This window comes from Corynebacterium sp. HMSC28B08 (assembly GCF_001806865.1).
In the GTDB taxonomy this organism is placed as follows: Bacteria; Actinomycetota; Actinomycetes; order Mycobacteriales; family Mycobacteriaceae; genus Corynebacterium; species Corynebacterium auriscanis.
Window position 1 is genome coordinate 13,459 of the sequence record NZ_KV786169.1, and the last position, 19,541, is coordinate 32,999.

Annotated in this window: 15 protein-coding genes, 1 tRNA gene and 1 other RNA gene; 7 read left to right on the top strand and 10 right to left on the bottom strand. The window is 59.8% G+C overall.

All coding sequences use genetic code 11. From position 1 onward, the window contains the following. Positions 1-54: 54 nt before the first annotated feature. From HMPREF3098_RS06900 to HMPREF3098_RS06925, 6 genes are all read right to left on the bottom strand, one after another. The gene (locus tag HMPREF3098_RS06900; RefSeq protein ID WP_070434536.1) at positions 55-1,242 is read right to left on the bottom strand and encodes a restriction endonuclease subunit S; all 1,188 of its coding nucleotides are present in this window, start codon (positions 1,240-1,242) and stop codon (positions 55-57) included. Next, on the bottom strand, positions 1,239-2,813 hold the full coding sequence (locus HMPREF3098_RS06905; protein WP_070434537.1) for a type I restriction-modification system subunit M: 1,575 nt from the start codon (positions 2,811-2,813) through the stop codon (positions 1,239-1,241). The genes HMPREF3098_RS06900 and HMPREF3098_RS06905 overlap by 4 nt, the downstream gene beginning before the upstream one ends. Before the next feature lie 77 nt (positions 2,814-2,890). After that, positions 2,891-3,289 carry a DoxX family protein gene (locus tag HMPREF3098_RS06910; RefSeq protein WP_070434538.1) on the bottom strand — a complete coding sequence of 133 codons (399 nt, stop codon included), beginning with the start codon at positions 3,287-3,289 and terminating at the stop codon, positions 2,891-2,893. Between the two features lie 21 nt (positions 3,290-3,310). After that, the gene (locus HMPREF3098_RS06915; protein WP_070434539.1) at positions 3,311-3,844 is read right to left on the bottom strand and encodes a type 1 glutamine amidotransferase domain-containing protein; all 534 of its coding nucleotides are present in this window, start codon (positions 3,842-3,844) and stop codon (positions 3,311-3,313) included. Positions 3,845-3,938: 94 nt separating this feature from the next. Next, entirely contained in the window at positions 3,939-4,637 is a 699-nt protein-coding gene (locus HMPREF3098_RS06920; protein ID WP_070434540.1) for a GDSL-type esterase/lipase family protein, read from the bottom strand. Between the two features lie 380 nt (positions 4,638-5,017). Continuing rightward, positions 5,018-5,103 (bottom strand) — tRNA-Ser (locus HMPREF3098_RS06925). A gap of 261 nt (positions 5,104-5,364) precedes the next feature. Here HMPREF3098_RS06925 and ffs point away from each other — a divergent pair. From ffs to HMPREF3098_RS06960, 7 genes are all read left to right on the top strand, one after another. Beyond that, positions 5,365-5,459, top strand: an RNA gene (ffs, locus tag HMPREF3098_RS06930) — signal recognition particle sRNA small type. A 241-nt stretch (positions 5,460-5,700) separates the two neighbouring features. Continuing rightward, positions 5,701-7,077, top strand: coding sequence for an aspartate aminotransferase type Ic (locus HMPREF3098_RS06935; RefSeq protein ID WP_083284283.1), 1,377 nt, complete (start codon positions 5,701-5,703; stop codon positions 7,075-7,077). A 94-nt stretch (positions 7,078-7,171) separates the two neighbouring features. After that, positions 7,172-7,714 (top strand): suppressor of fused domain protein, encoded by a 543-nt coding sequence (locus HMPREF3098_RS06940; RefSeq protein WP_246815878.1) that lies wholly within the window; start codon positions 7,172-7,174, stop codon positions 7,712-7,714. A gap of 83 nt (positions 7,715-7,797) precedes the next feature. Beyond that, a complete protein-coding gene (locus HMPREF3098_RS06945; protein ID WP_070434542.1) occupies positions 7,798-10,887 on the top strand; it encodes a DNA polymerase III subunit gamma and tau in 3,090 nt (1,029 codons plus the stop codon). 196 nt (positions 10,888-11,083) lie between these two features. Further along, entirely contained in the window at positions 11,084-11,398 is a 315-nt protein-coding gene (locus tag HMPREF3098_RS06950) for a YbaB/EbfC family nucleoid-associated protein (protein WP_035115198.1), read from the top strand. Continuing rightward, the gene (locus tag HMPREF3098_RS06955; RefSeq protein ID WP_070434543.1) at positions 11,399-12,055 is read left to right on the top strand and encodes a recombination mediator RecR; all 657 of its coding nucleotides are present in this window, start codon (positions 11,399-11,401) and stop codon (positions 12,053-12,055) included. It begins immediately after the preceding gene. A 210-nt stretch (positions 12,056-12,265) separates the two neighbouring features. Continuing rightward, positions 12,266-12,718 (top strand): DoxX family protein, encoded by a 453-nt coding sequence (locus HMPREF3098_RS06960; protein ID WP_052095111.1) that lies wholly within the window; start codon positions 12,266-12,268, stop codon positions 12,716-12,718. A gap of 790 nt (positions 12,719-13,508) precedes the next feature. Here the strand turns inward: HMPREF3098_RS06960 and HMPREF3098_RS06970 are convergent. The 4 genes from HMPREF3098_RS06970 to leuA all read right to left on the bottom strand — a co-directional run bounded on the left by HMPREF3098_RS06970 (position 13,509) and on the right by leuA (position 19,362). Further along, positions 13,509-14,336 (bottom strand): type 1 glutamine amidotransferase, encoded by an 828-nt coding sequence (locus HMPREF3098_RS06970; RefSeq protein ID WP_070434545.1) that lies wholly within the window; start codon positions 14,334-14,336, stop codon positions 13,509-13,511. 6 nt (positions 14,337-14,342) lie between these two features. Continuing rightward, positions 14,343-15,779, bottom strand: coding sequence for a MurT ligase domain-containing protein (locus HMPREF3098_RS06975; RefSeq protein WP_235700799.1), 1,437 nt, complete (start codon positions 15,777-15,779; stop codon positions 14,343-14,345). Positions 15,780-15,866: 87 nt separating this feature from the next. Then, entirely contained in the window at positions 15,867-17,435 is a 1,569-nt protein-coding gene (locus HMPREF3098_RS06980; protein ID WP_070434546.1) for a hypothetical protein, read from the bottom strand. A gap of 100 nt (positions 17,436-17,535) precedes the next feature. Further along, on the bottom strand, positions 17,536-19,362 hold the full coding sequence (gene leuA / locus HMPREF3098_RS06985; RefSeq protein ID WP_070434547.1) for a 2-isopropylmalate synthase: 1,827 nt from the start codon (positions 19,360-19,362) through the stop codon (positions 17,536-17,538). Between the last annotated feature and the right edge of the window lie 179 nt (positions 19,363-19,541).

A 19,541-nucleotide genomic window follows, 5' to 3' on the forward strand; every position in this document is an offset into this window, starting at 1 on the left:
GACCACGTTGGGGATTCGCTCGAGCAAAGGTTCGAAGGGATGGCCAATTGCCCCCTACAATTGGCCTGAAAAAGCCCGCGCGGCGAGGGAGGCGTGGAGTTCCTGGGTAAGCTTGAGTGCTTCGGTATTTCTATCTTGCAACCGGTAGATCTTTTCAGACTGTAAAACGAATTCTCTTTGATCGCTCAAAGGTGGGATGCTCATGACGAGCTGGTTGAGGCGCTGTTTGGAAATATTGGACATACTCTGTGATGAACCACCTGCTAGTGCTCTAATCCTGGCTCTAACGGGTGCACTCATCAGAAGTGCTCGGAAGTACTCTGCCTCCACTAACTCTTGGTTGAGGCGCAGACGGTAAATCAGATCGGGCAGAAGCAAACGACCTCTAGTTTTCCGGACTAAGGCAACCGCACCAACTAATTCAGGGGTGTTCTTCCTAGTCATAAGCAGGTCTCCCGGGTGGACTTCAAAATTTTTCAATGCGTTGGAGTCTTGAAGAAGGGCTTTGTTTTCATGCGACTTGAATTCCCCGGAAGTGACCGCGCTCAGTTTGAGAATTCCCCATTCATCTTTCTCAGCCTCTCGGCTTTCACAGACTGGGCTCCTTCCATTTTCGATTTGAAGCACGAGATCTTTGAAAGAAATTGGGGTAGAACCCTGCGTGTGTTTCGTGTGAAATCTATTGAAGGATCTATCTCGCAACTCATTCATTTTAAAGTGGAGGGTTTGCCGGGAGGTGACTGAGGCGCTGGCTTTTCCAAGAATCCCCGCAATACGCCGCTGCTCGGGGAGTGGAGGGAGGGGGAACTTAAAGCGCAGAAGTGTTTTCTCTTTAATTCGTTGGCGGTTGGTCGCGCCTTGGCTGAACGCTTTGGCATTCGCTGTGAGCCTACCAGTGCGGGCAAAGTGTTCAAGATATCTAGGTGAGCATCTTCTTTCATTGATCTCGAAAACGGGAAAGTCTTTTGAAACTACAGCGCCATCGAGTTCTGATGGGACGATGGCGAAGGCACCATTTCGCGCATCTATCCGCGAGTAAATGAATTGACCTGCTTGAATTCGAAACCCCGTGAACGCCACCGGTGTCTTCCCTGCTGAAATGCCCCTCTCAACCGCGCCTTGGCCGTGAAGCTTCACGGTAACGAACCTTTCAGCACCTGGGTTCGGAAAAAACTCAGACTCTCGAACTGGTGTAAGCACATCCCCCAGCTTCACCGTCGGCCATTCATGACCTGCACTCATCGCTGTTCACCCTCCCGCAGCAATGCTTCCAACTTGTCCAACCCGGAAGAGATCTCCGCATCAAGCCCTTTGATCTCGGCGAGGATCTCCAACGGGTCGCGGGTTTCCTCTGTGTCGAAGACAATCTCCTTGTAGCGGTTCATGGACAAGTCGTATCCTGCATCGCGGACTTCTTCTATCGGCACGGTGAAGGACTGCTCAGTCCGTGCGCGGTCACGTTCGGCGCCGGTGCGCTCATTCCAGCGAGTCAGCACGTCGGGTAAGTTATTGCTTGTGTGCTGCTCGATGCTGAGGGCTACCGGGGTTAGCCTTTCTTCGGGATTATTAGGGTCAAACAGTCGATCAGTAGGAGTGGGGCCCAACAGGTTGGCTTCGAGAAGCGGGGTGCGTTTGTCGTCCAGGGAGTAACCGTCAGCAGCGACCTGATAGAACCACACGTCGTCGGTACCGCCACGGTCGGTGCGGGTGAAGCACAGAATCGCGGTGGACACACCCGAGTACGGTTTGAATGTGCCGGACGGGAGTTTGATCACGGCATCGAGACGCTGATCCTCGATAAGGTGTTTTCGGATCTGCTTGTGTGCCTTCGTTGAACCAAAAAGCACTCCTTCCGGGACGATAACTGCAGCTCGGCCGCCCGGCTTGACCAACGACAAAAACCGGGCAAGGAATAGGAGCTCCGTCTTTTTTGAAGAGACCAAACCCGCCAGCTCCGGGTCAAGACTATGGGCATCGATGCTGCCCGAAAAAGGTGGATTGGCCAGGACAATGTCGAATGCCTCTGTATCCTCGTCAGGGATTTGCTGGAGAGAATCCCGGTAACTGATATTGGGATCCTCGAAACCATGCATAAACATGTTCATTGCCGCGATGCGGACCATGGTGGAATCGAAGTCGAAGCCCGTGAGACCCGATGCGGTATAGGCATCGCGTGTGCGGATATCGATGAGTTCATCTGCGTGGTGAGTGCGTGTCCACTTGGCCGCCGCCACGAGAAATCCAGCAGTACCACTAGCGGGATCAATCACACGATGCTTCGGGGCCGGGCGCATGAGCTCGACCATCAAATCGATGATGTGGCTAGGGGTGCGGAACTGTCCATTGGTGCCCGAGGTGGCAAGCTTGGACAGCATGTATTCGTAGAGATCGCCGGCGATGTCCCTATTGGAAAAGTGCAGATCGTTGATCTTTTCCATTACGCGGAGAAGAGTTCCGGAGTTCTCTATGCCGAAGGTGGCGTTGCTCATGTGTTGGCCGAAGCCTGAGCCACCAAGCTCCCGCAGAAACGGAAAAACGTCTTTAACAATTACCTCACGGCGCTGGGTGCCGTCGGCGATCTCCATGAGGTTGCGCCAACGCAAGTGTTCTTTGCCCTCCGGGAACACATCCACATCATCTGGTTCCAAACCCAAATTCCGTTGGAAGTCAATGTTCGCTTGGCGCTCGTCAAGCTGGCGCATGAAAAGCAGGTAGGTGAACTGTTCAATAACCGTGAGCGGGTTAGAAATACCACCCGACCAGAAAACATCCCAGATCGTATCTACCTGGTTTTTCAACGCGCCTGTAATCATGGGAATAGGTTATATGCTGGGCCAGACACTGGTCGCGTTTGGGCTCGAACACTCGGGAGATTCCAGCCCCTGTGGTGTTACTTCTCAGCGGGTTTTGGAAGCCCCGCAGCCCACAGCGCCGCAGCGATCAGCGCCGGCTGCCCGAACAGGCGGGCGAGGCGCTTGCCATCGGTGTCCAGCCCGAACGCATTATTGCGTTCCGCGTACTGGGCGATGTTGCCAGGGAAGATTGCGGCGTAGAACGCGGCCAGCGCGGTGCCCGTCAGCTTGCGGTGACGGGGCAGGGCGAGAAGCGACGCGCCCAGGGCAATTTCCGCCACGCCCGAACCGAGAACGACGAGGTCCTTATTTACCGGCACCCAACCGGGTACCTGCGCCTGGAACTCCTTGCGCAGGAAGGTGAGGTGGCCGGTACCGGCGTAAGTCATGAAAGCGCCGAGGGTCAGGCGGGTAAGGGTTTGCGAGTTCAGGGACATCGAGATTCCTTGTGTAGGGGGTTAGTGCTTACCTTCTGCGAATTCCTCGACTAGCTTCGCGTTGAAAGCCTCGAGGTCCTCCGGGGTACGGGATGAGACCAGACCGTTATCCACGTGGACCTCCTCGTCAACCCAGGTAGCGCCCGCATTCTTCAAGTCAGTCTGCAGCGAAGGGTACGAGGTGAGGGTGCGACCGCGGAGCACGTCGGCGTCGGTAAGAATCCACGCCCCGTGGCAGATAACAGCGAGTGGCTTGCCGGCCTCGACGTGCTTCTTGACGATCTCAACGGCGGCTTCGTCCATACGGAGTTTGTCGGCGTTACCAGTGCCACCGGGGAGGATGATGCCATCAAATTCGGTGGAGCGGGAGTCCTCAGTAGAAGCGTCTGCGCTGGCCTTGGCGCCCTTTTTGCTTTCGATCTCGTCGCCGTTAGGGCTGATTACGGTAATCTTCGCGCCCTCGTTCAGAGCGGTTTTGATGGGCGAGTTGAACTCATCGTCATCGAAGCCGTTGGTTGCGAGGACTGCGATGCTTTTACCTTCGAGCTTTGCCATTTTTGCTGTTCACTCCTTGGTCTTTGTGGTGATGCACCGGCCACAACCTGGAAGGATGCGGCGCCCGGTGGGGCGCCCGTGCAGGCCGGTTGGCTTAGTGGGCCATCCTCGACACTACCGCGTTCATTCCATTCGGTGTCAGGTGGAAGGGGATGTTTGCGGGTTTCGGCGAAGCGACCAGGGGTGCCAACCAAGGATCGCGCGAGCACAAGTCGTGTCCGCGGGATGCAGCTTTGAGGGAAACATACTGTGCGCCCGTGCGCGCCGCTACGCGGTTTCCCATGGCCTCCATTGCACGTTCGACCTGGGGAACGCGGGAGTCGAATACCTGCGGAGGAAGCTGCCCGATTACACAGCTGCCACCATTCGGTGCAGCAACGGTTGGGTAGCCCACTACCTTGATTTTCGCATTCGGTGCGGCTGCGCGGACACGGTTGACAGCGCGGACGGCAGCGGGCTCGATGTTTTGGATCACGCGGGAAACCGACTGGGACTGGCCAATAATACGAGGGTAAGTATCGTTGGCTCCGGCCAAGATGATGACCGTAGAAGTTTGACGCCCCAGTTTGCCCTGGGCAATGGCGAGGTTGATTTGCTGGGAAATATGCTGGCCAACCGTAACGAAGGAGGCGCCAGCGCATGTGTAGGAATAGGTTGGCTTTCCTGTGCGGGCTGCGAATCCGCGCCGGGCGACATCGTCTGTGGCACAACCGGAAAGGGTCGATTTCACTCGTGGATCACGAGGGTTGATATGACTGGTGATGTAATCAGGGATGGTGGGGTTAGCCAGCAAGCTATCGCCGAAGATGACAGCACTATTGGGTGCTGCGGGCGCGGCGTGCGCAACTGGAGCGGCCAGGAAGGCCAGAAATGCGGTACTGATAGCGGCAAATGCAGCGGTAACCCTGCGAGTGGTTCGTTTTGCATGAAATACGACTTTAGTATGCGTGATATGTCAATCAAAAACTGCTGTGGAAAGGGTGGGGCGTGAGTAGTGCGCTATGAGAGTGCTGGTGTGCGTGGTTTGGGCTGCTGGTGTGCGTAGTTTGTGGTAGCGCGCGCATGGGTAGCGATGGGAGCGTTGTGGCGCGTGGGTAAGCTCAGCCCTTGCGAGGAAGATGGTTTGGGAAAGAAAAGACCCGGTTCAATGCTGAACCGGGTCTTTTCGAACTGCGGAGGATAGGGGATTTGAACCCCTGAGGGATGTGACTCCCGCACGCGTTCCAGGCGTGTGACATAGGCCGCTAGTCGAATCCTCCATGTCAAAACAAAACGAGCGTGCAAAAAGCGCGTCCGTCGTTCACCGGAAAGCGTACACAACGGGCCCCTTTATGTACAAATCGCAGGGTAGGTGGGCGCTTGGGGTGCCGCGGAAGGATGAGGGCAAAGAATAAGGATGGGATGGGCCGTTTCGCGGGGTAGGTGGGCGCTTGGGCTGCTAAGAAAGGATGACGGCAAGGAGAAAGAATAAGGATGAGGTGGGCCGTTGTAGTTTCCGGTAGCGGTGCGCTAGGCTGTGGGGTGGATTCCGCGTGGCGTGTATCTTGTGAACTCCCCCAGGGCAGGAATGCAGCAAGGGTCAACGAGCTCTAACGGGTGCGCGGGGTCCCCTTTTTATGCCTTGTTCGGTCGCCTAGGGTGGGGTGGCTGTATCGAATTGGGGTGTGTATCGCAAACGCGAGTTATGCCCAGCACCAACTTTTCGTGTGCATCAGCATTTAGCGGCCGCCTCCGTGTCGCTACTATGGATTGAGTAAAAGCTCCAGCGGATAAGCGCCTCGGCAAACAATCACGCCGTAGCATCCCCCGCCTCGGCCATGTGACTACCCGGAAATCCCCGAACAGGAAGGCTCGGCATGCAGATCACGGACGTAAATGCAGACCAACTCCTCAACCTCAAGGACCAGGTCAATCAGGAATATGAAGAGCTCAAGAACCAAGGGTTGAAGCTGGATCTGACCCGCGGGAAGCCATCGGCAGAGCAGCTAGACTTCAGCACCGATCTGCTTTCCCTGCCTGGTGGCAATTTCACCACCTCGGACGGCGTGGATACCCGCAATTACGGTGGTCTTTTAGGCATCACGGATATTCGCCAAATCTGGGCCGATACGTTGGGCTTGCCGGTGGGCAACGTGATCGCCGGCGATTCTTCCTCCCTTAACATCGCGTTTGATCTCATCAGCTGGTCTTACACTTTCGGCAACAACGATTCCCCGCGGCCTTGGTCTGCCGAGGCCGCCACAGGGGACAAGGTGAAGTGGATTTGCCCTGTACCGGGTTACGATCGCCACCACTCCATCACTGAACTTTTCGGGTTCGAGATGCTCACTGTCCCCATGACCGACGAAGGTCCGGATATGGATGCGGTGCGTGAACTGGTAAAGGATCCTGCAGTCAAGGGCATGTGGACCGTGCCCATGTTCTCTAACCCGACAGGGGCTATCTACTCCGGGGATGTCTGCCGCGCCCTAGCCGACATGGAGACCGGCGCACCTGATTTCCGCATCGTGTGGGATAACGCCTACGCGGTGCACACCCTGACCGACGAATTCCCACCGGTTGTCAATATCCTGCAGCTTGCCGAGGAAGCTGGGAACCCCAACCGTTTCTGGTTCATGTCCTCCACTTCCAAGATCACCTTCGCGGGTGCCGGAGTGGCGTTCTTCGCCTCCAGTTCCGAAAACCTGGATTGGTACAAATCCATCGCTAACGTCCGGGGTATCGGTCCAAACAAGGTCAATCAGCTGGCGCACGCCCAGTTCTTCGGCAGCGTGGACGGGGTGCGCGCTGTGATGCGCAAGCACGCAAGCTCCCTGGCTCCGAAGTTCCAGCGCGTTCTGGACATCTTGGATGATCGCCTGGGCGGCCTCAACGTTGCACAGTGGACCCGCCCGGAAGGTGGCTACTTCATCTCCGTGGACCTCGTGGATGGAACCGCGGCCCGTACCGTGGAACTGGCGAAACAGGCCGGAGTAGTCCTTACCCCAGCTGGATCGACTTTCCCATTGAAGAAGGACCCCAACGACCGCAACCTGCGCCTAGCTCCTTCTATGCCGCCGCTGGATCAGTTGGATACCGCAATGACGGTCTTCGCCATCTGCGTGCTGAAGGCGACGATCGAAGCGCTGGAAAACGGCGCTGACCACGGACAAGGCGCTACCCAGGCTCACGGGTCCACCTCCGCCGAATCCAAGCCGGAAGTTTTCGCCACTGAAGGGGAGGGCAAGAATTAATACTGAAGAGACTCTCCACTGGGCCGAGGGCCTTTTACCCGAGGGGGCGCAGGCTTTCACTCACCGGATCGCAGAATCGTTTCCGGAGTTCACGGTGCTTCAGGTCCATCTTGGTTCCGACGCCGACAGCTCCGCGGAGACGGTCGCCATGACGACGGACGCGGCGCGCATCGAAGCGGGCCTGGAGACCGAGGACGGCTCCGACCTGCGCGTCGAGTACATTACAGTCGTACGCGGGCATACCGATCGGGCTGCTCACTTGGTCTCGGGGGTCGCGGCAATGATCTCCCAGGACCCATTTACCCTCAGTCCCCAACCCGGACTGCTTTTGCCTGAATTGGCCAGTTCGCTGGACTCCACAATGACGGCCAAGCACGGTCTACTGGTCGTTCCGTTCCTCTGGGAAGATGGCGTACCGCACTTGCACGAGGTAGCCACCGCCGGGCGCCGTTCTAAGGAAGCACAAGAAGGCTTTGGCGCGGCGGTGGAGTTTACCCACCCCGGACGCCTTACGCTCCCCGTGCAGCTGGTGATGTTAACTGACGAGGAACTAGATATCGCGGAGCAGCAGGGCGTCGATAAACTTCAACAAAAGCTCGTGGAAACAGGAGCCGACCTGCACAACCCCTGGAGGTAGAAAGGGTAAGAGTCGGCTGCGCGTAGCCCACTTCATCGATTGGATTGGGTGGGATGTCGCGGGCCGGCTGTAGTGTTAGGGGCGTGGCTCTTTACCGGAAATATCGCCCGTCCACGTTTGCGGAAGTGGTCGGCCAGGCGCATGTGACAGAACCGCTTTCCACAGCGTTGGACAGTGGCCGGATTAACCATGCTTATTTGTTCTCCGGCCCCCGTGGTTGTGGCAAGACGTCTTCGGCGCGCATCATGGCGCGGTCATTGAATTGTGTGGAGGGGCCCACCTCCACGCCGTGTGGCAAGTGCGATTCATGCCGGGCTCTGGCGCCTGGTGGGGCGGGGCACTTGGATGTCACGGAAATTGATGCGGCCACGCACAACGGTGTGGAAGATATGCGTGATCTGCGGGAACGTGCATTTTTCGCGCCTGCTGAATCGCGTTATCGCGTGATCATCATCGACGAGGCTCACATGATTTCCCAGTCGGGTTTCAATGCGCTGCTGAAGATCGTGGAGGAACCACCGGAGCACCTGATCTTTATCTTCGCCACCACCGAGCCGGAAAAGATGCTGGCGACCATCCGTTCGCGTACGCACAATTACCCGTTCCGATTGCTGACTCCCCCGGATATGCGCGGGCTGTTGGAAAGTGTGGTCTCGGGCGAGGGCGTGCCGGTGGAGGAAGCCGTGTACCCGCTGGTGATCCGGGCCGGTGGCGGATCCCCACGTGATTCCCTGTCCATCATGGACCAATTGCTGGCTGGTGCGGGGCCCGACGGGGTGACCTACGAGCGCGCCGTTGGGGTACTTGGTATGACCGACGCCACGCTGATCGATAGAGCCGTCGAATCCCTGGCAGACCAGGATCAAGCGGGCTTGTTCACCGTGGTGGATGAGGTCATCGATGCTGGCTACGACCCGCGCCGATTCGCTGAGGATCTATTGGATAGGTTCCGTGACCTGCTGATGGTGTTCGCGGTTCCCGATGCGGTGAGCAGGGGGCTGGTGAACGCGCCGAAGGACGTGGAAGAGCGATTGCTAGAGCAGTCGCAGCAGTTGGGACAGGCAACACTCACGCGATGCACGGCCTTGGTGAATGAGAGCTTGCAGCAGATGCGCGGGGCTACGGCGCCACGGTTGTTGCTGGAGATCATGTGTGCGCGCATGGCTTTGCCGGCAGCGGGCATGACCGTCGAATCCTTGGCGCAGCGCGTGGAGCAACTGGAGCGTGGCGGTGGGTTGCAGGTACCCGGTGCTGGTGCCAGCCGGGGTGCTGGTGCGGTCGGTTCGGGCGCTGTTGTTCCGGGTGCGGGGGCCGGTGCTGCAGGGGCGGCTGGTGGGGATACACCCCGGCCCCGATACGAGCGCCCGAAGGACCGTCGCGAGCGCGAGGCCCGTGAGGCCCGTGAAGAGCAGGAGCAGTTGCAACGGCAACAGGCCCAGCCGGTACAGGTGGAGCAGCAGGTCGCGAAGTCTGTTGCGCCAGATGCGTCTGGAACGAGTGGCGCGCCGGGGCCGGGTGAGGATGATGTGCTGGCCCAAGCGCGTCATGCGCGCGAGATTCTCGATCGACACCGAGGCACATCCGATCAACCGTCTGGGCCTAATGCTGACCCTGCCGTTGAGCAACGGGCAGAACCCTACGGTGCTGCGTCGAGCGGTGAACAATCGGCACCACCCGAAGACGGTGCCTCCAGTGGTGAACACTTGGCAGCACCTACCGATGCGGCGCCCACAGATGAGGCACGTACCGATGCGGCACCTACAGATGAGGCACGTACCGATGCGGCGCCCATAGATGCAGCACCTAGGGACCCAGCGCCGAACGATTCCGTGGCCATGGAGGCCGCGCCCGATGGGGATGGAACGGTTGCTTCCTCGGCTGCTGCGCCCGATGAATATGGAACGGTCGCCTCCTCGACTGCTGCGCCCGATACTGGTGCGCAGCCTGCCCCGAAGGCGGGTATCTCACATACAGGCGAGTTGTGGCAAGCACTCCTGGAGCAATTGAAGGCGGAGCACCTCTCGACATGGGTGGCTGCGCGTGATGCTCAGCCTTATCCCGAGCAACCGTCCCCGGTTGAATCACGGAAGCTCTACGTGAAACACCACACAGGAGCGCTGGCGAATTACCTCAACAACAGTGCGAATGCTGCTGTATTGGTGCAAGCAGCGCAAACGGTGTCGGGCCAGGCAATTCGAGTGATTGCCTCCACGGGGCAAAGCGTTCCCGCGGGTGAGGATAACCGCGAGGTCAAAGCGGCCTCCGCGGAATCGGATTCCGCCGACGAGAGCGACCCTGCAGGAGCGAGATCCGCGGCGCACTACGATCCTGTGGACTCGGGACCGGTGCGTGTAAGCGTTCCCGCGGAATCGAACATCGCTGCAGAAGACGATCCCGAGGGAGCGAACCCCGCGGCGCACTACGATCCTGCGGACTCGGGACCGGCGCATGTAAGCGCTCCCGCGGAACACCGTGGTCTCACGGAATCAAACACCGCTGCAGAAGACGCTCCCGCGGAAGCCAATGGGCCACATGAACCAGGTCCAGTCAGCGCCCTTGAGCGTGCCCGCGCTATGGCCGAAGCGCGCGGACCAGCGCACTCCGCGGCGCGCTCGGAGAACGCAACCCATGGGGCCATTCAAGGAAAGGGACAGTTCGGGTCGGCGCCTAACGGTGCACCGGGTGCGGAGGGCTCCACACAGTCTGCTGCACAACCCGCCACACAACCCCAGGGTGAGCCAACCGGCTGGCGCGCGCGAATGGACCGGATGCGGTCCACGCAGGACTACAACCGAGCCAATGGTTTTAATGGGGTTCCTTTGCCTGATGAACCGCCTGAGGACCCATGGGAAAGTGGACCACCCGACCCCAATTTCTACGGGGGTGGGGCGGCCAGCGGGGCGTCGGTGGATAAGACGGCCAACCCCCCGAACGGCAACGACCAACCGCACCCCGGTGCGGGATACGGAAATGGCAATGGCGAGGGCTCCCAGCCCGGGCAATCAGCGCGACCAGCACAACCAGCCAGCGAGCAAGAGCTGCGGCGGAAGCAGGAAGAGGAGATCCTTGAGGAGCTCGGCCGCGGTGAGCGTGGCGAATTGGATCACCGCACACCCCTGGAGGTAGCGGGTGAGCTCATTGAGAAGCACTTGGGCGGCGAACGTGTGCGATAGGTTGCGGCGAGCGCGTGCGATAGGTTGTGGCGAGCGTGTGCGATAGGAAGGCACAGCAGAAGACAGACCCTTCGCGGCGGGGCCGCGCCCGATTGCGCATGCTGGCAGCGAACATGCGCGCGATGCAGGGGACGATGTCTGAGGCAATCGGTACAGTAGTTCGGGTAAACGCAAACTTTTAACGAAAGGCGTGGCTATGACTCAGCCAGACATGAACCAGCTCATGCAGCAGGCACAGCAGATGCAGGCTCAGCTGCAGGAAGCGCAACGCGAGATCGTTGCTTCCTCCGTAGAAGGCACCGCGGGCAACGGCCTGGTGTCCCTGACCCTGTCCGGTGGCGGCGAGGTTCAGAACCTCACCCTGAAACCAGAGGTCGTCGATCCAGAGGACGTTGAAACGCTGCAGGACCTCATCGTGGGCGCATTCCAGGATGCCAACAAGAAGCTACAGGCGCTTGCCGAGGAAAAGATGGGACCTCTGTCCCAGGGCCTGAACGGCATGGGTTTCTAATTGTTCGAAGGACCGCTGCAGGACGTCATCGACGAGTTCTCGCGCCTGCCCGGCATCGGCCCCAAAAGTGCGCAGCGCATTGCACTGCACCTCATGGAGGTCGAATCGGAAGACCTACGGCGCTTCCAAGAGGCATTGGGTAGGTTGCAAGACGGGGTGGCGTTCTGCCGTATCTGTCACAACATCTCGCAAGAGGACATTTGCCGGATCTGCGCGGATTCCTCGCGCGATAAATCCATCATTTGCGTGGTGGAAGAGTCCAAGGACATTCAAGTCATCGAGCGCACGGCCGAATACCGCGGGCGCTACCACGTGCTCGGCGGAGCCTTGGACCCGCTGGCAGGGGTTGGGCCAAAAGAACTTAATGTGACGCCGCTGGTCCAAAGAATCGGTGGTGTTCTCAATGACGTGGCCCGCCCGGGAGAGGGCGAAGAGGTGGTCTACGATCCCGCTCCTGAGATCGAGGAAGTGATCATCGCCACCGATCCCAATACCGAAGGCGAGGCAACGGCCAGTTACCTCGGCAGGTTACTCAAGGACTTCCCGGGCTTGAAAGTCACCCGTTTGGCCTCGGGGATTCCGATGGGCGGCGACTTGGAGTTCGTTGACGAACTCACGCTGTCGCGGGCATTCGCTGGGCGCACGACGCTGGGTTAGTTGGGCGCTGGGTTTGTTCGGTACTGAGTTAGTTCGGGTCGGGGTTAGCTGAGCACTGGGCTAGTTCGGGGCTGGGCTAGTTGGACACTGGTGCGAACAGACACACGGACATGCGCGCGCAGATACGAGCAAACGCGAACACATAGGAGCTGACGTGGGCAGACACGAGCAAGTGCATAGACACCAACAGCAGAAGGGCAGAAGGGCTAAATGAAACGGAAAACTATTATTCGATCGGCAGTGTGGGCGCAAGTGTTTGGCACCGCGGGTGTGCTGCACTTTGTGAAGCCCGAAGTGTTCGACGACTTAGTGCCTGAGGAACTGCCCGGGTCCCGCCGTGATTGGACCATCGGAAGTGGAGTGGTGGAACTGGGTTTGGCCGGTTTGATCGGCGGGCTCACTATCGCTGCAACGACGGGGAAGAACGTCTCGCGTCAGCGCTCTGCCCAGCGCACCCTGAACCAGGTGGTGGGGCCGGCCACCGCACTGTTCCTGTTGGGAGTGTGGCCGGGGAACATCAAGATGGCGTGGGATTATCGAAACAAGCCCGCACTGGCGAAGGGGATCGCGTTGGCACGTGTGCCAGCTCAGATTCCAATGATGCGCAGCGTTGCGCGGCTGGGACTTGACCGTTCTCACGGTGACGTCCGAGTTCATGATTGAGACAGGACAGTTGCGTGCTGGGAGAGTGTTCGCGACGTGCACTGCGGCGGCGTCCCAATCGTCGGTCAGGGCTGCTCTAATCTGCAGAGATCGGTAAGCTCGGTTGGTCGATGCGACGGTGGGGTTAAGTAGCAAAAGAGTCCGCAGCCCCTTCTGCTACTTAACCCGTTAAGTTCGTCTGGACACTTGGTGTAGCCACGCAAGCATAGGAGTGCGGGCGGGTAGGGTATGCAACAGCGGGCGGCTTGAAAGGCATGGAGTTAGATCATTTTGTCTTCTTGCCTGAGTAGACAGTTAGAAGGGAAACGCCAAGAGTCCCCAGCGCAGTGAAGTCTGCGAACCGTGACCAGTCAAAACTCTCATCCCACCCAACAGCATCTCTAAACAGAACATACGCTCCAATGATCAGGATCATGATAATCCACCTGATTAGGAACCTTCTCAGTTTTTCCATTCCATCGGTCCCTTCATTCTGCTTACAACACTGAGCGCTTACCAGCTACCTCGGCACTGCCAACCCCAGTATGCGAACATTCCAGCCAGAGCGGCAGCATTTCTCTCGACAACTTTTGCTATGGTACGTCCAATTTCTTTCATGGTTTGAGCTCTGTTGAGATTAGTCACGATTCGCTCGGGAGAAGCTTATTTAGAGAACTTCTTCATGTTGTCTAGTCTTCCTGCCCCTAATGGGACTATCGGGGAAAATGCTCTCATCTCGAATGGTCTTTCCTAACCAACCCACTCCACCCCGACTAACCCAGGCGCTCCCGACGCAGTTTCGCCACCCCGACTAACCCAGGCGCTCCCGGCGCAGTTTCGCTACCTCGCGGTCCAGCTGCACGCCGAATCCGCTTTCCACGGCAGGTAGCTCCGAGATAGTGATGCCCATCGCGGCAGCTAGCAGTGCATCGGCCAACTGGGGGTTGCGTGCCAGCACCGGGCCGTGCATGTACGTGGCCACCACGGATCCCTGTACGGCACCCTCGGCTTTGATCTGCGGCTCTACCTCGTGGGATCCCAATCCCACTCCGCGCGCCGCGTGCTCATCGGAATTACCCGTGCCCTTCGTCAAACGACCCAGCGGTGTGGCATCTTTGCCCAAGATCGTGGCACCCATGTGATTGGCGAAGCCCGTCAGCGGTTCAGATAGCTGGCTGGTCACGGGATGGTGCGGATCCGCGAGTGGGGTGGAAGCGATCTCCCCGATCATGCGCTTTTCTAGGGCGGACGTGGTGGCGTCGATCAAACCAAGACCATCAACCATACGATCCGAAGCCCGGAAGGACTGGCCGAATACCTGCAAGCCAGCGCAAATGGCCAGCACCGGGCGGCCAGCCTTGACGGCGCGGGCAATACCACCATCGGCGATGAGGTGCTCCGCGGCGAGGATCTGCGCGGTGTCCTCGCCACCACCTACCGTGTACAGGTCCAAGGATTCCGGGACGGCCTGGCCCAGCTTGATCGGGACAATCTCCGCGGTAATGCCGCGCAGGCGTGCGCGCTGGCGCAGCACGAGGGCATTGCCATCATCGCCGTATGTTCCCAACACATCGGGAAGGATCAGCCCGATGTGCAGCTGGGCTTTATTATCGCGCCCATCGGCGTAGATATCGCTCATCGTCGCTTACTCCTTCGTGGTGGGGTGGTCGGTGGTGGGGGTGGTGGGGCGAGTGTGGTCGGTGGTGGGTTCGGCGTTCGGGTGGTGGTTGGCCTCGTGAGCGTGATCCCCGCTGGGGCCGGCTGCGGGGTCCGCTGCGGGATCGGCGGGGGTAGTGTTAGTCGCCCTAGGGTCGGTCTCCGGGGAATCAATCACCGCGCCCTCGCGATCCAGCACGCGCTTCAGATCGCGGAAAGCCGTGTAGTTGGCCAGTACTTCCACGCGCCCGGGCGGGCATTGCTTGATGGCCTCAACCGTATCTTTCACCAGATCGTGCACCACGGAGGCATAACCCAAGCGCACAGCCAAGTCCGTACCGCGCTCGCCCGCAGCAACTACGTACTGGCTTTCGAACTTCTCGAACTTCACGTCCCACAGCCACGATAGGTCCTGGCCGTCAGCCACCTGGCCATTCACGCTAATCACAAGACTATCGGCGGTGCGATCCACCATGGATAGCGCTTCTTGCCAGCCGGCGGGGTTCTTGGCCAGCATCAGCCGCACTTGGTGCGCGCCGAATTGAACGGTGGAGTAGCGGCCGGCGACGTTATCAACCCGCTCGATCTGCTCGATCGCCCGGTCCACCTGCACTGCTGGGTTCAGTTCCAGCGCACCCACCAATGCTTGCAGGGCGTTACCGCGGTTGGCGGCGCCAGGCAGCTTCAGGTTCAGTGGGCGCAGCTGGCTATCGGGGCCACGCAGTCCCTCGTCGGTGACGGTCCACTGCGGGGTGGGCCGGCGGAATTCGCGCCCATCGGGCAGCTTCTTGGTGGCGTACCATTCTTGGCCGTCCTGGATGATGGAACCACCCGTGCGCGGGCAGCTGGTGGAATCGCCTACCCAGCCGGCCCCTGCGGAAACCCACACGACGTTGGGGCTATCCCAGGCCACGGAGGTCACCTGAACATCATCGCAGTTCGCCACCACGGTCATGGAAGGCCGCGCCTCCACGCACGCGCGCAGGGCCCGTTCGATCTTGTTAATTTCCCCTACACGATCCAGCTGGTCGCGCGATAGGTTCAGCAGCACCAGCACGTCCGCGTCCAGCTTCTCGGCGATGGCGGGTACGTGCAGTTCGTCTACTTCCAAGATCACGTGCTCGGCATCCCGGCTAGAGAGCAACGCGCTGATCACACCAGCATCCATGTTGTCGCCACCCTCATTGGTGCACACACTTCCGGTAGTACGCACGGCGGCGGTCATCATGCGTGTGGTGGTGGATTTACCGTTGGTGCCGGTGATGAGAGCCACTGGGCGTTGGCCGCCTAGGTTAGCCAGCAGGTTCGGGTCGATAGCCCCGGCAATGAGGCCTCCGATCATGCCGCCCGCGCCGCGTCCCGTTTTCCGAGATGCCCACGTTGCCGCATCAGCTGCTGCGGTTGCCACCCGGGATCGCAAGCTCATTCGTCCGCGTCCCTTACCGGTTCGAGGTGATTCTGCTCTATTCACCCCAACCACGTTACTGCATGGTTCGGGTGACTTTGAGCACCCTTACCGGTTGTTCGCCGACCTCTGGTTTCGTTGGCCGCCGCTGCCGCGCCTTTTACCTCGACGCCTCGCTCCCCGCACCTTCGTCACTCCTACAACGGACGAACTGCGCGAAGGCGAGCTCCACCCGCGCGTATTCGGACGGACCCCAGCCCCAGGGCGCTGGGGCTTGTCCTCTAACTGCCCGGGCTGCACGTGCTCGAGTAGTGCCAGGAAGTCCGCGTCGTTAACTAGCGGTATCCCCTTGCGATCCGCGTGCATCGCCTTGCCCCGCAGCTCGTGGTTGGTGTTACACACCACCAACGAGCTGCGGCGATTCAGCTTCTCCGAGTACACCAATCCCTCGCGCACTGCCGTGGCGATGAGGACATCGGGGTCCATCGCGACATCGGGGCTGATCACAAACTCCATGCCCTGCACCAGCTGCCCACCGCTGGGCAGCTGGCCGGGGTTCACGTGCGGCCGCGGGGCATTCGCAGCATCGACACGGATGGAGCTGCGCTGCAGACCGAATTGGTCGGCCGTGAGCTCCTCGGGGTTGATCTCCGCGATATCTCCACCATCAGCCGCGGCCACCTGCAATTGCATGAGCAACAGCGCTGTAACCAAACGGGCGTCGGCTTCCATGAGGTCGATGGGATTCGTGCGACCGCGCTCTTGGGACGCCTTCGCCCCCAGCTCAGGCAAGGTAGAGGCGGGCAGGGTGGCGTCGTCCCTTCCCAAACGATCCACGTAGGCGGCCGTTACCGCCCGGATACGCGAGTCGAAGCACACCAGCGATTGCCGCCGCGAGGTGGCCAGTGTATCGATGATGCGAGTAGGCGCCGGCAGCGCGATTCTCGGCGGGGGGTTGGAGTGCCCGCGTCCACGGCCGCGACCACCCCGACCGCGTCGCGAACGGTTGAGCGTGCGTTGGGCGCGTTTGAACTCCTGCATGATGAATCCCCACGTCATCGCGCATTGGTGCAGCACCACAGTGCGGCCGTCGAGGGCTAGGAACACAGAGTCGGTGGAGTTGGTGAAGCTCGGCTCCTGGGCCACGTCCCCGGTATGGAAACCGTGCAAATGCCACGGACCGATGTCCTCGCCCGGGTTGAAACGCAATGTCACCGCCGCGACCTCTTCGCCTGGGGCATCCGCATTGGTGCTGGGGCCGTAGAATACCAACGATGCCGCGATCAGGCGGGACGTGGTGGGGTGGATGCCCGAGGTCGATATTTCCAGCGTGACGAACGGTGCGGCTTCCTTGGTCGGGATCTCACCGTGACGTTTGTGCTCGGAGGAGCGGTTGGGGCCTGTGGACGTGGGAGCTTCGGCCGCTCGGCGGGAGGCCTGCGCGCTGCGCTTGGCCGCGAGATTCTGCGCAGCGGTTTGCGCATCTATTGGCCCGCCAGCGCGACGGGTGACGCGACGGCGTACGCGCCGCCGTGGCCCAGGGGTGTTATTTCCTCCGTTGTTCGCGTAGTTGTTCCCGCCGGGCGTGCCGTGGTTCCCGTGGTTGTTTCCGTTGGGCGTGCCGTGACGAGCCGGCTGGCGCGATCCCGGGTTCGCCTGCGACTCGTGATCATTCATAGTTAGCGATGTTACGTTGACCGCCGGACATTACCGAATCAGCCCCGCGTGGCGGATCCGCCACCGAAGAAGGGGCGTTTAATGGGGGCCAACCAGTGCGCTACACCGCAGGCTGCGCGCCGCGGTTGACTGCGGACGTGATCGCTTTCAGGGAGGCGTAAGTAATAGAGCCTGCAATGCCCACGCCCCACACCTTGGCCCCGTTAACGTCAGCCAGAACGTACGCGGCGGCCTCCGCATCATCACCCGAGGTACGCGCGTGCTGCGTGTACTCCTGAACTTCCACATCTACTCCCAGGGATTCCAGTGCGTTGCAGTACGCCGCCACCGGGCCGTTGCCACGCCCCTGCAGGGTTTGCTGTTCACCCTTGTAGATAACCTGCGCGGTCACCTTGGCTTCCTCACCTTCGTTCTGGCCGCCGTCCACGGTTAGGGAAATGGCCTCCAGCGGGTTCTCCCGGCCCAGGTATTCGCCGGCGAAGATATCCCACATTGCCTTGGTGTTGATTTCGCCTCCTTCGGCGTCGGTCACGGCCTGTACAACCGAGGAGAATTCCACCTGCATCGGTCGCGGCAGATCCATGCCGTGATCAGTCTTCATGATGTAGGCCACACCGCCCTTACCTGACTGACTGTTCACACGAATGACGGCCTCGTAAGTACGGCCCACATCCTTCGGGTCGATGGGCAGGTACGGTACTTCCCAGGTCTGCTTCCGGAATTCTTCGTCGGAAATGTCCTGAGGCCTAGCGCCTGGTTTGACCGCATTCGCGAGGGCGTCGATACCCTTGTTAATGGCATCCTGGTGTGACCCCGAGAACGCAGTGAACACCAAGTCGCCGCCGTATGGGTGGCGTTCTGGCACCCGCAGCTGGTTGCAGTACTCTACTGTGCGGCGGATCTGGTCGATGTCGCTGAAATCAATTTGTGGGTCGACGCCCTGGGTCAGCATGTTCAGGCCCAGCGTTACCAGGCATACGTTGCCCGTGCGCTCGCCGTTGCCGAACAGGCAGCCTTCGATGCGATCAGCTCCAGCCATGTAACCCAGCTCGGCGGTTGCCACACCCGTACCACGGTCGTTGTGCGGGTGCAGGGACAGGATGATGGAATCGCGCCGGGCCAGGTTGCGGTGCATCCATTCGATGGAATCGGCGTACACGTTTGGCGTGATCATTTCCACTGTCGAAGGCAGGTTGATGATGACGGGGTTTTCTGGAGTGGGATCCAGCACCTCAATGACGGCATCGCACACTTCCTTGGCGTAGGCGACTTCCGTGCCGGTGTAGGACTCTGGGGAGTATTCCCAGCGCCAGTTGGTATCTGGGTAGTCCTTCGCCACTTCCTTAACCAGATGCGCGGCATCGGTGGCCAGCTGCTTGATGGCTTCCTTGTCCTTCCGGAAGACTACGCGGCGCTGCAGCTTGGATGTGGAGTTGTAGAAGTGGACGATGACGTTTTTCGCTCCGGAGCAGGCTTCGAAGGTGCGGCGAATCAGGTGCTCGCGGGCCTGGACCAAAACCTGGATGGTTACGTCGTCCGGGATCATGTTGTTTTCGATGATCTCACGGACAAAGTTGAAATCAGTTTGGGAAGCCGAGGGGAATCCCACCTCAATTTCTTTGTAACCCATTTGCACCAGCAGTTCGAACATGCGGCGCTTACGTTCCGGGCTCATAGGATCAATCAGAGCTTGATTACCATCGCGCAGGTCCACAGCGCACCACTGCGGTGCACGGTCGATGATCTTGTCCGGCCAAGTGCGGTCGGGCAGGGTGATGTGCTCCACCTCTTCATGGAATGGCATGTAGCGACCGGAAGGCATGGTGGAGTTGCGCTGTTTGTTCCATGCGGGTTGATCGTTGGGGGTGGCACCGTTGGGTGTGGTGATCTGGGCGGGAGCGGAAATGAAAGTATCGTTCGTGGACATGTTGAAATCCCTTCCTTATGGATTGGTTCCAGCTAATCACCGTTGCGCGATGGCTGGAGTGTTTTAACGAATGTGCGGGGGCGAAAGCGGTGTGGGAAAGCCTAGGGAACCGGTTTAATTCCGGCAGAGGCGCCGCTGTAGTTGCCGTGGCGGCTTTTCCGGTGTTTGGCTTTCGTCGT

Bases quoted from the DNA above. Each gene is read 5' to 3' on its own strand.
- HMPREF3098_RS06900 (WP_070434536.1), bottom strand. From the start codon at position 1,242: ATGAGTGCAGGTCATGAATGGCCGACGGTGAAGCTGGGGGATGTGCTT.
- HMPREF3098_RS06905 (WP_070434537.1), bottom strand. From the start codon at position 2,813: ATGATTACAGGCGCGTTGAAAAACCAGGTAGATACGATCTGGGATGTT.
- HMPREF3098_RS06910 (WP_070434538.1), bottom strand. From the start codon at position 3,289: ATGTCCCTGAACTCGCAAACCCTTACCCGCCTGACCCTCGGCGCTTTC.
- HMPREF3098_RS06915 (WP_070434539.1), bottom strand. From the start codon at position 3,844: ATGGCAAAGCTCGAAGGTAAAAGCATCGCAGTCCTCGCAACCAACGGC.
- HMPREF3098_RS06935 (WP_083284283.1), top strand. From the start codon at position 5,701: ATGCAGATCACGGACGTAAATGCAGACCAACTCCTCAACCTCAAGGAC.
- HMPREF3098_RS06950 (WP_035115198.1), top strand. From the start codon at position 11,084: ATGACTCAGCCAGACATGAACCAGCTCATGCAGCAGGCACAGCAGATG.
- HMPREF3098_RS06960 (WP_052095111.1), top strand. From the start codon at position 12,266: ATGAAACGGAAAACTATTATTCGATCGGCAGTGTGGGCGCAAGTGTTT.
- HMPREF3098_RS06970 (WP_070434545.1), bottom strand. From the start codon at position 14,336: ATGAGCGATATCTACGCCGATGGGCGCGATAATAAAGCCCAGCTGCAC.
- HMPREF3098_RS06975 (WP_235700799.1), bottom strand. From the start codon at position 15,779: ATGAGCTTGCGATCCCGGGTGGCAACCGCAGCAGCTGATGCGGCAACG.
- HMPREF3098_RS06980 (WP_070434546.1), bottom strand. From the start codon at position 17,435: ATGAATGATCACGAGTCGCAGGCGAACCCGGGATCGCGCCAGCCGGCT.
- leuA (WP_070434547.1), bottom strand. From the start codon at position 19,362: ATGTCCACGAACGATACTTTCATTTCCGCTCCCGCCCAGATCACCACA.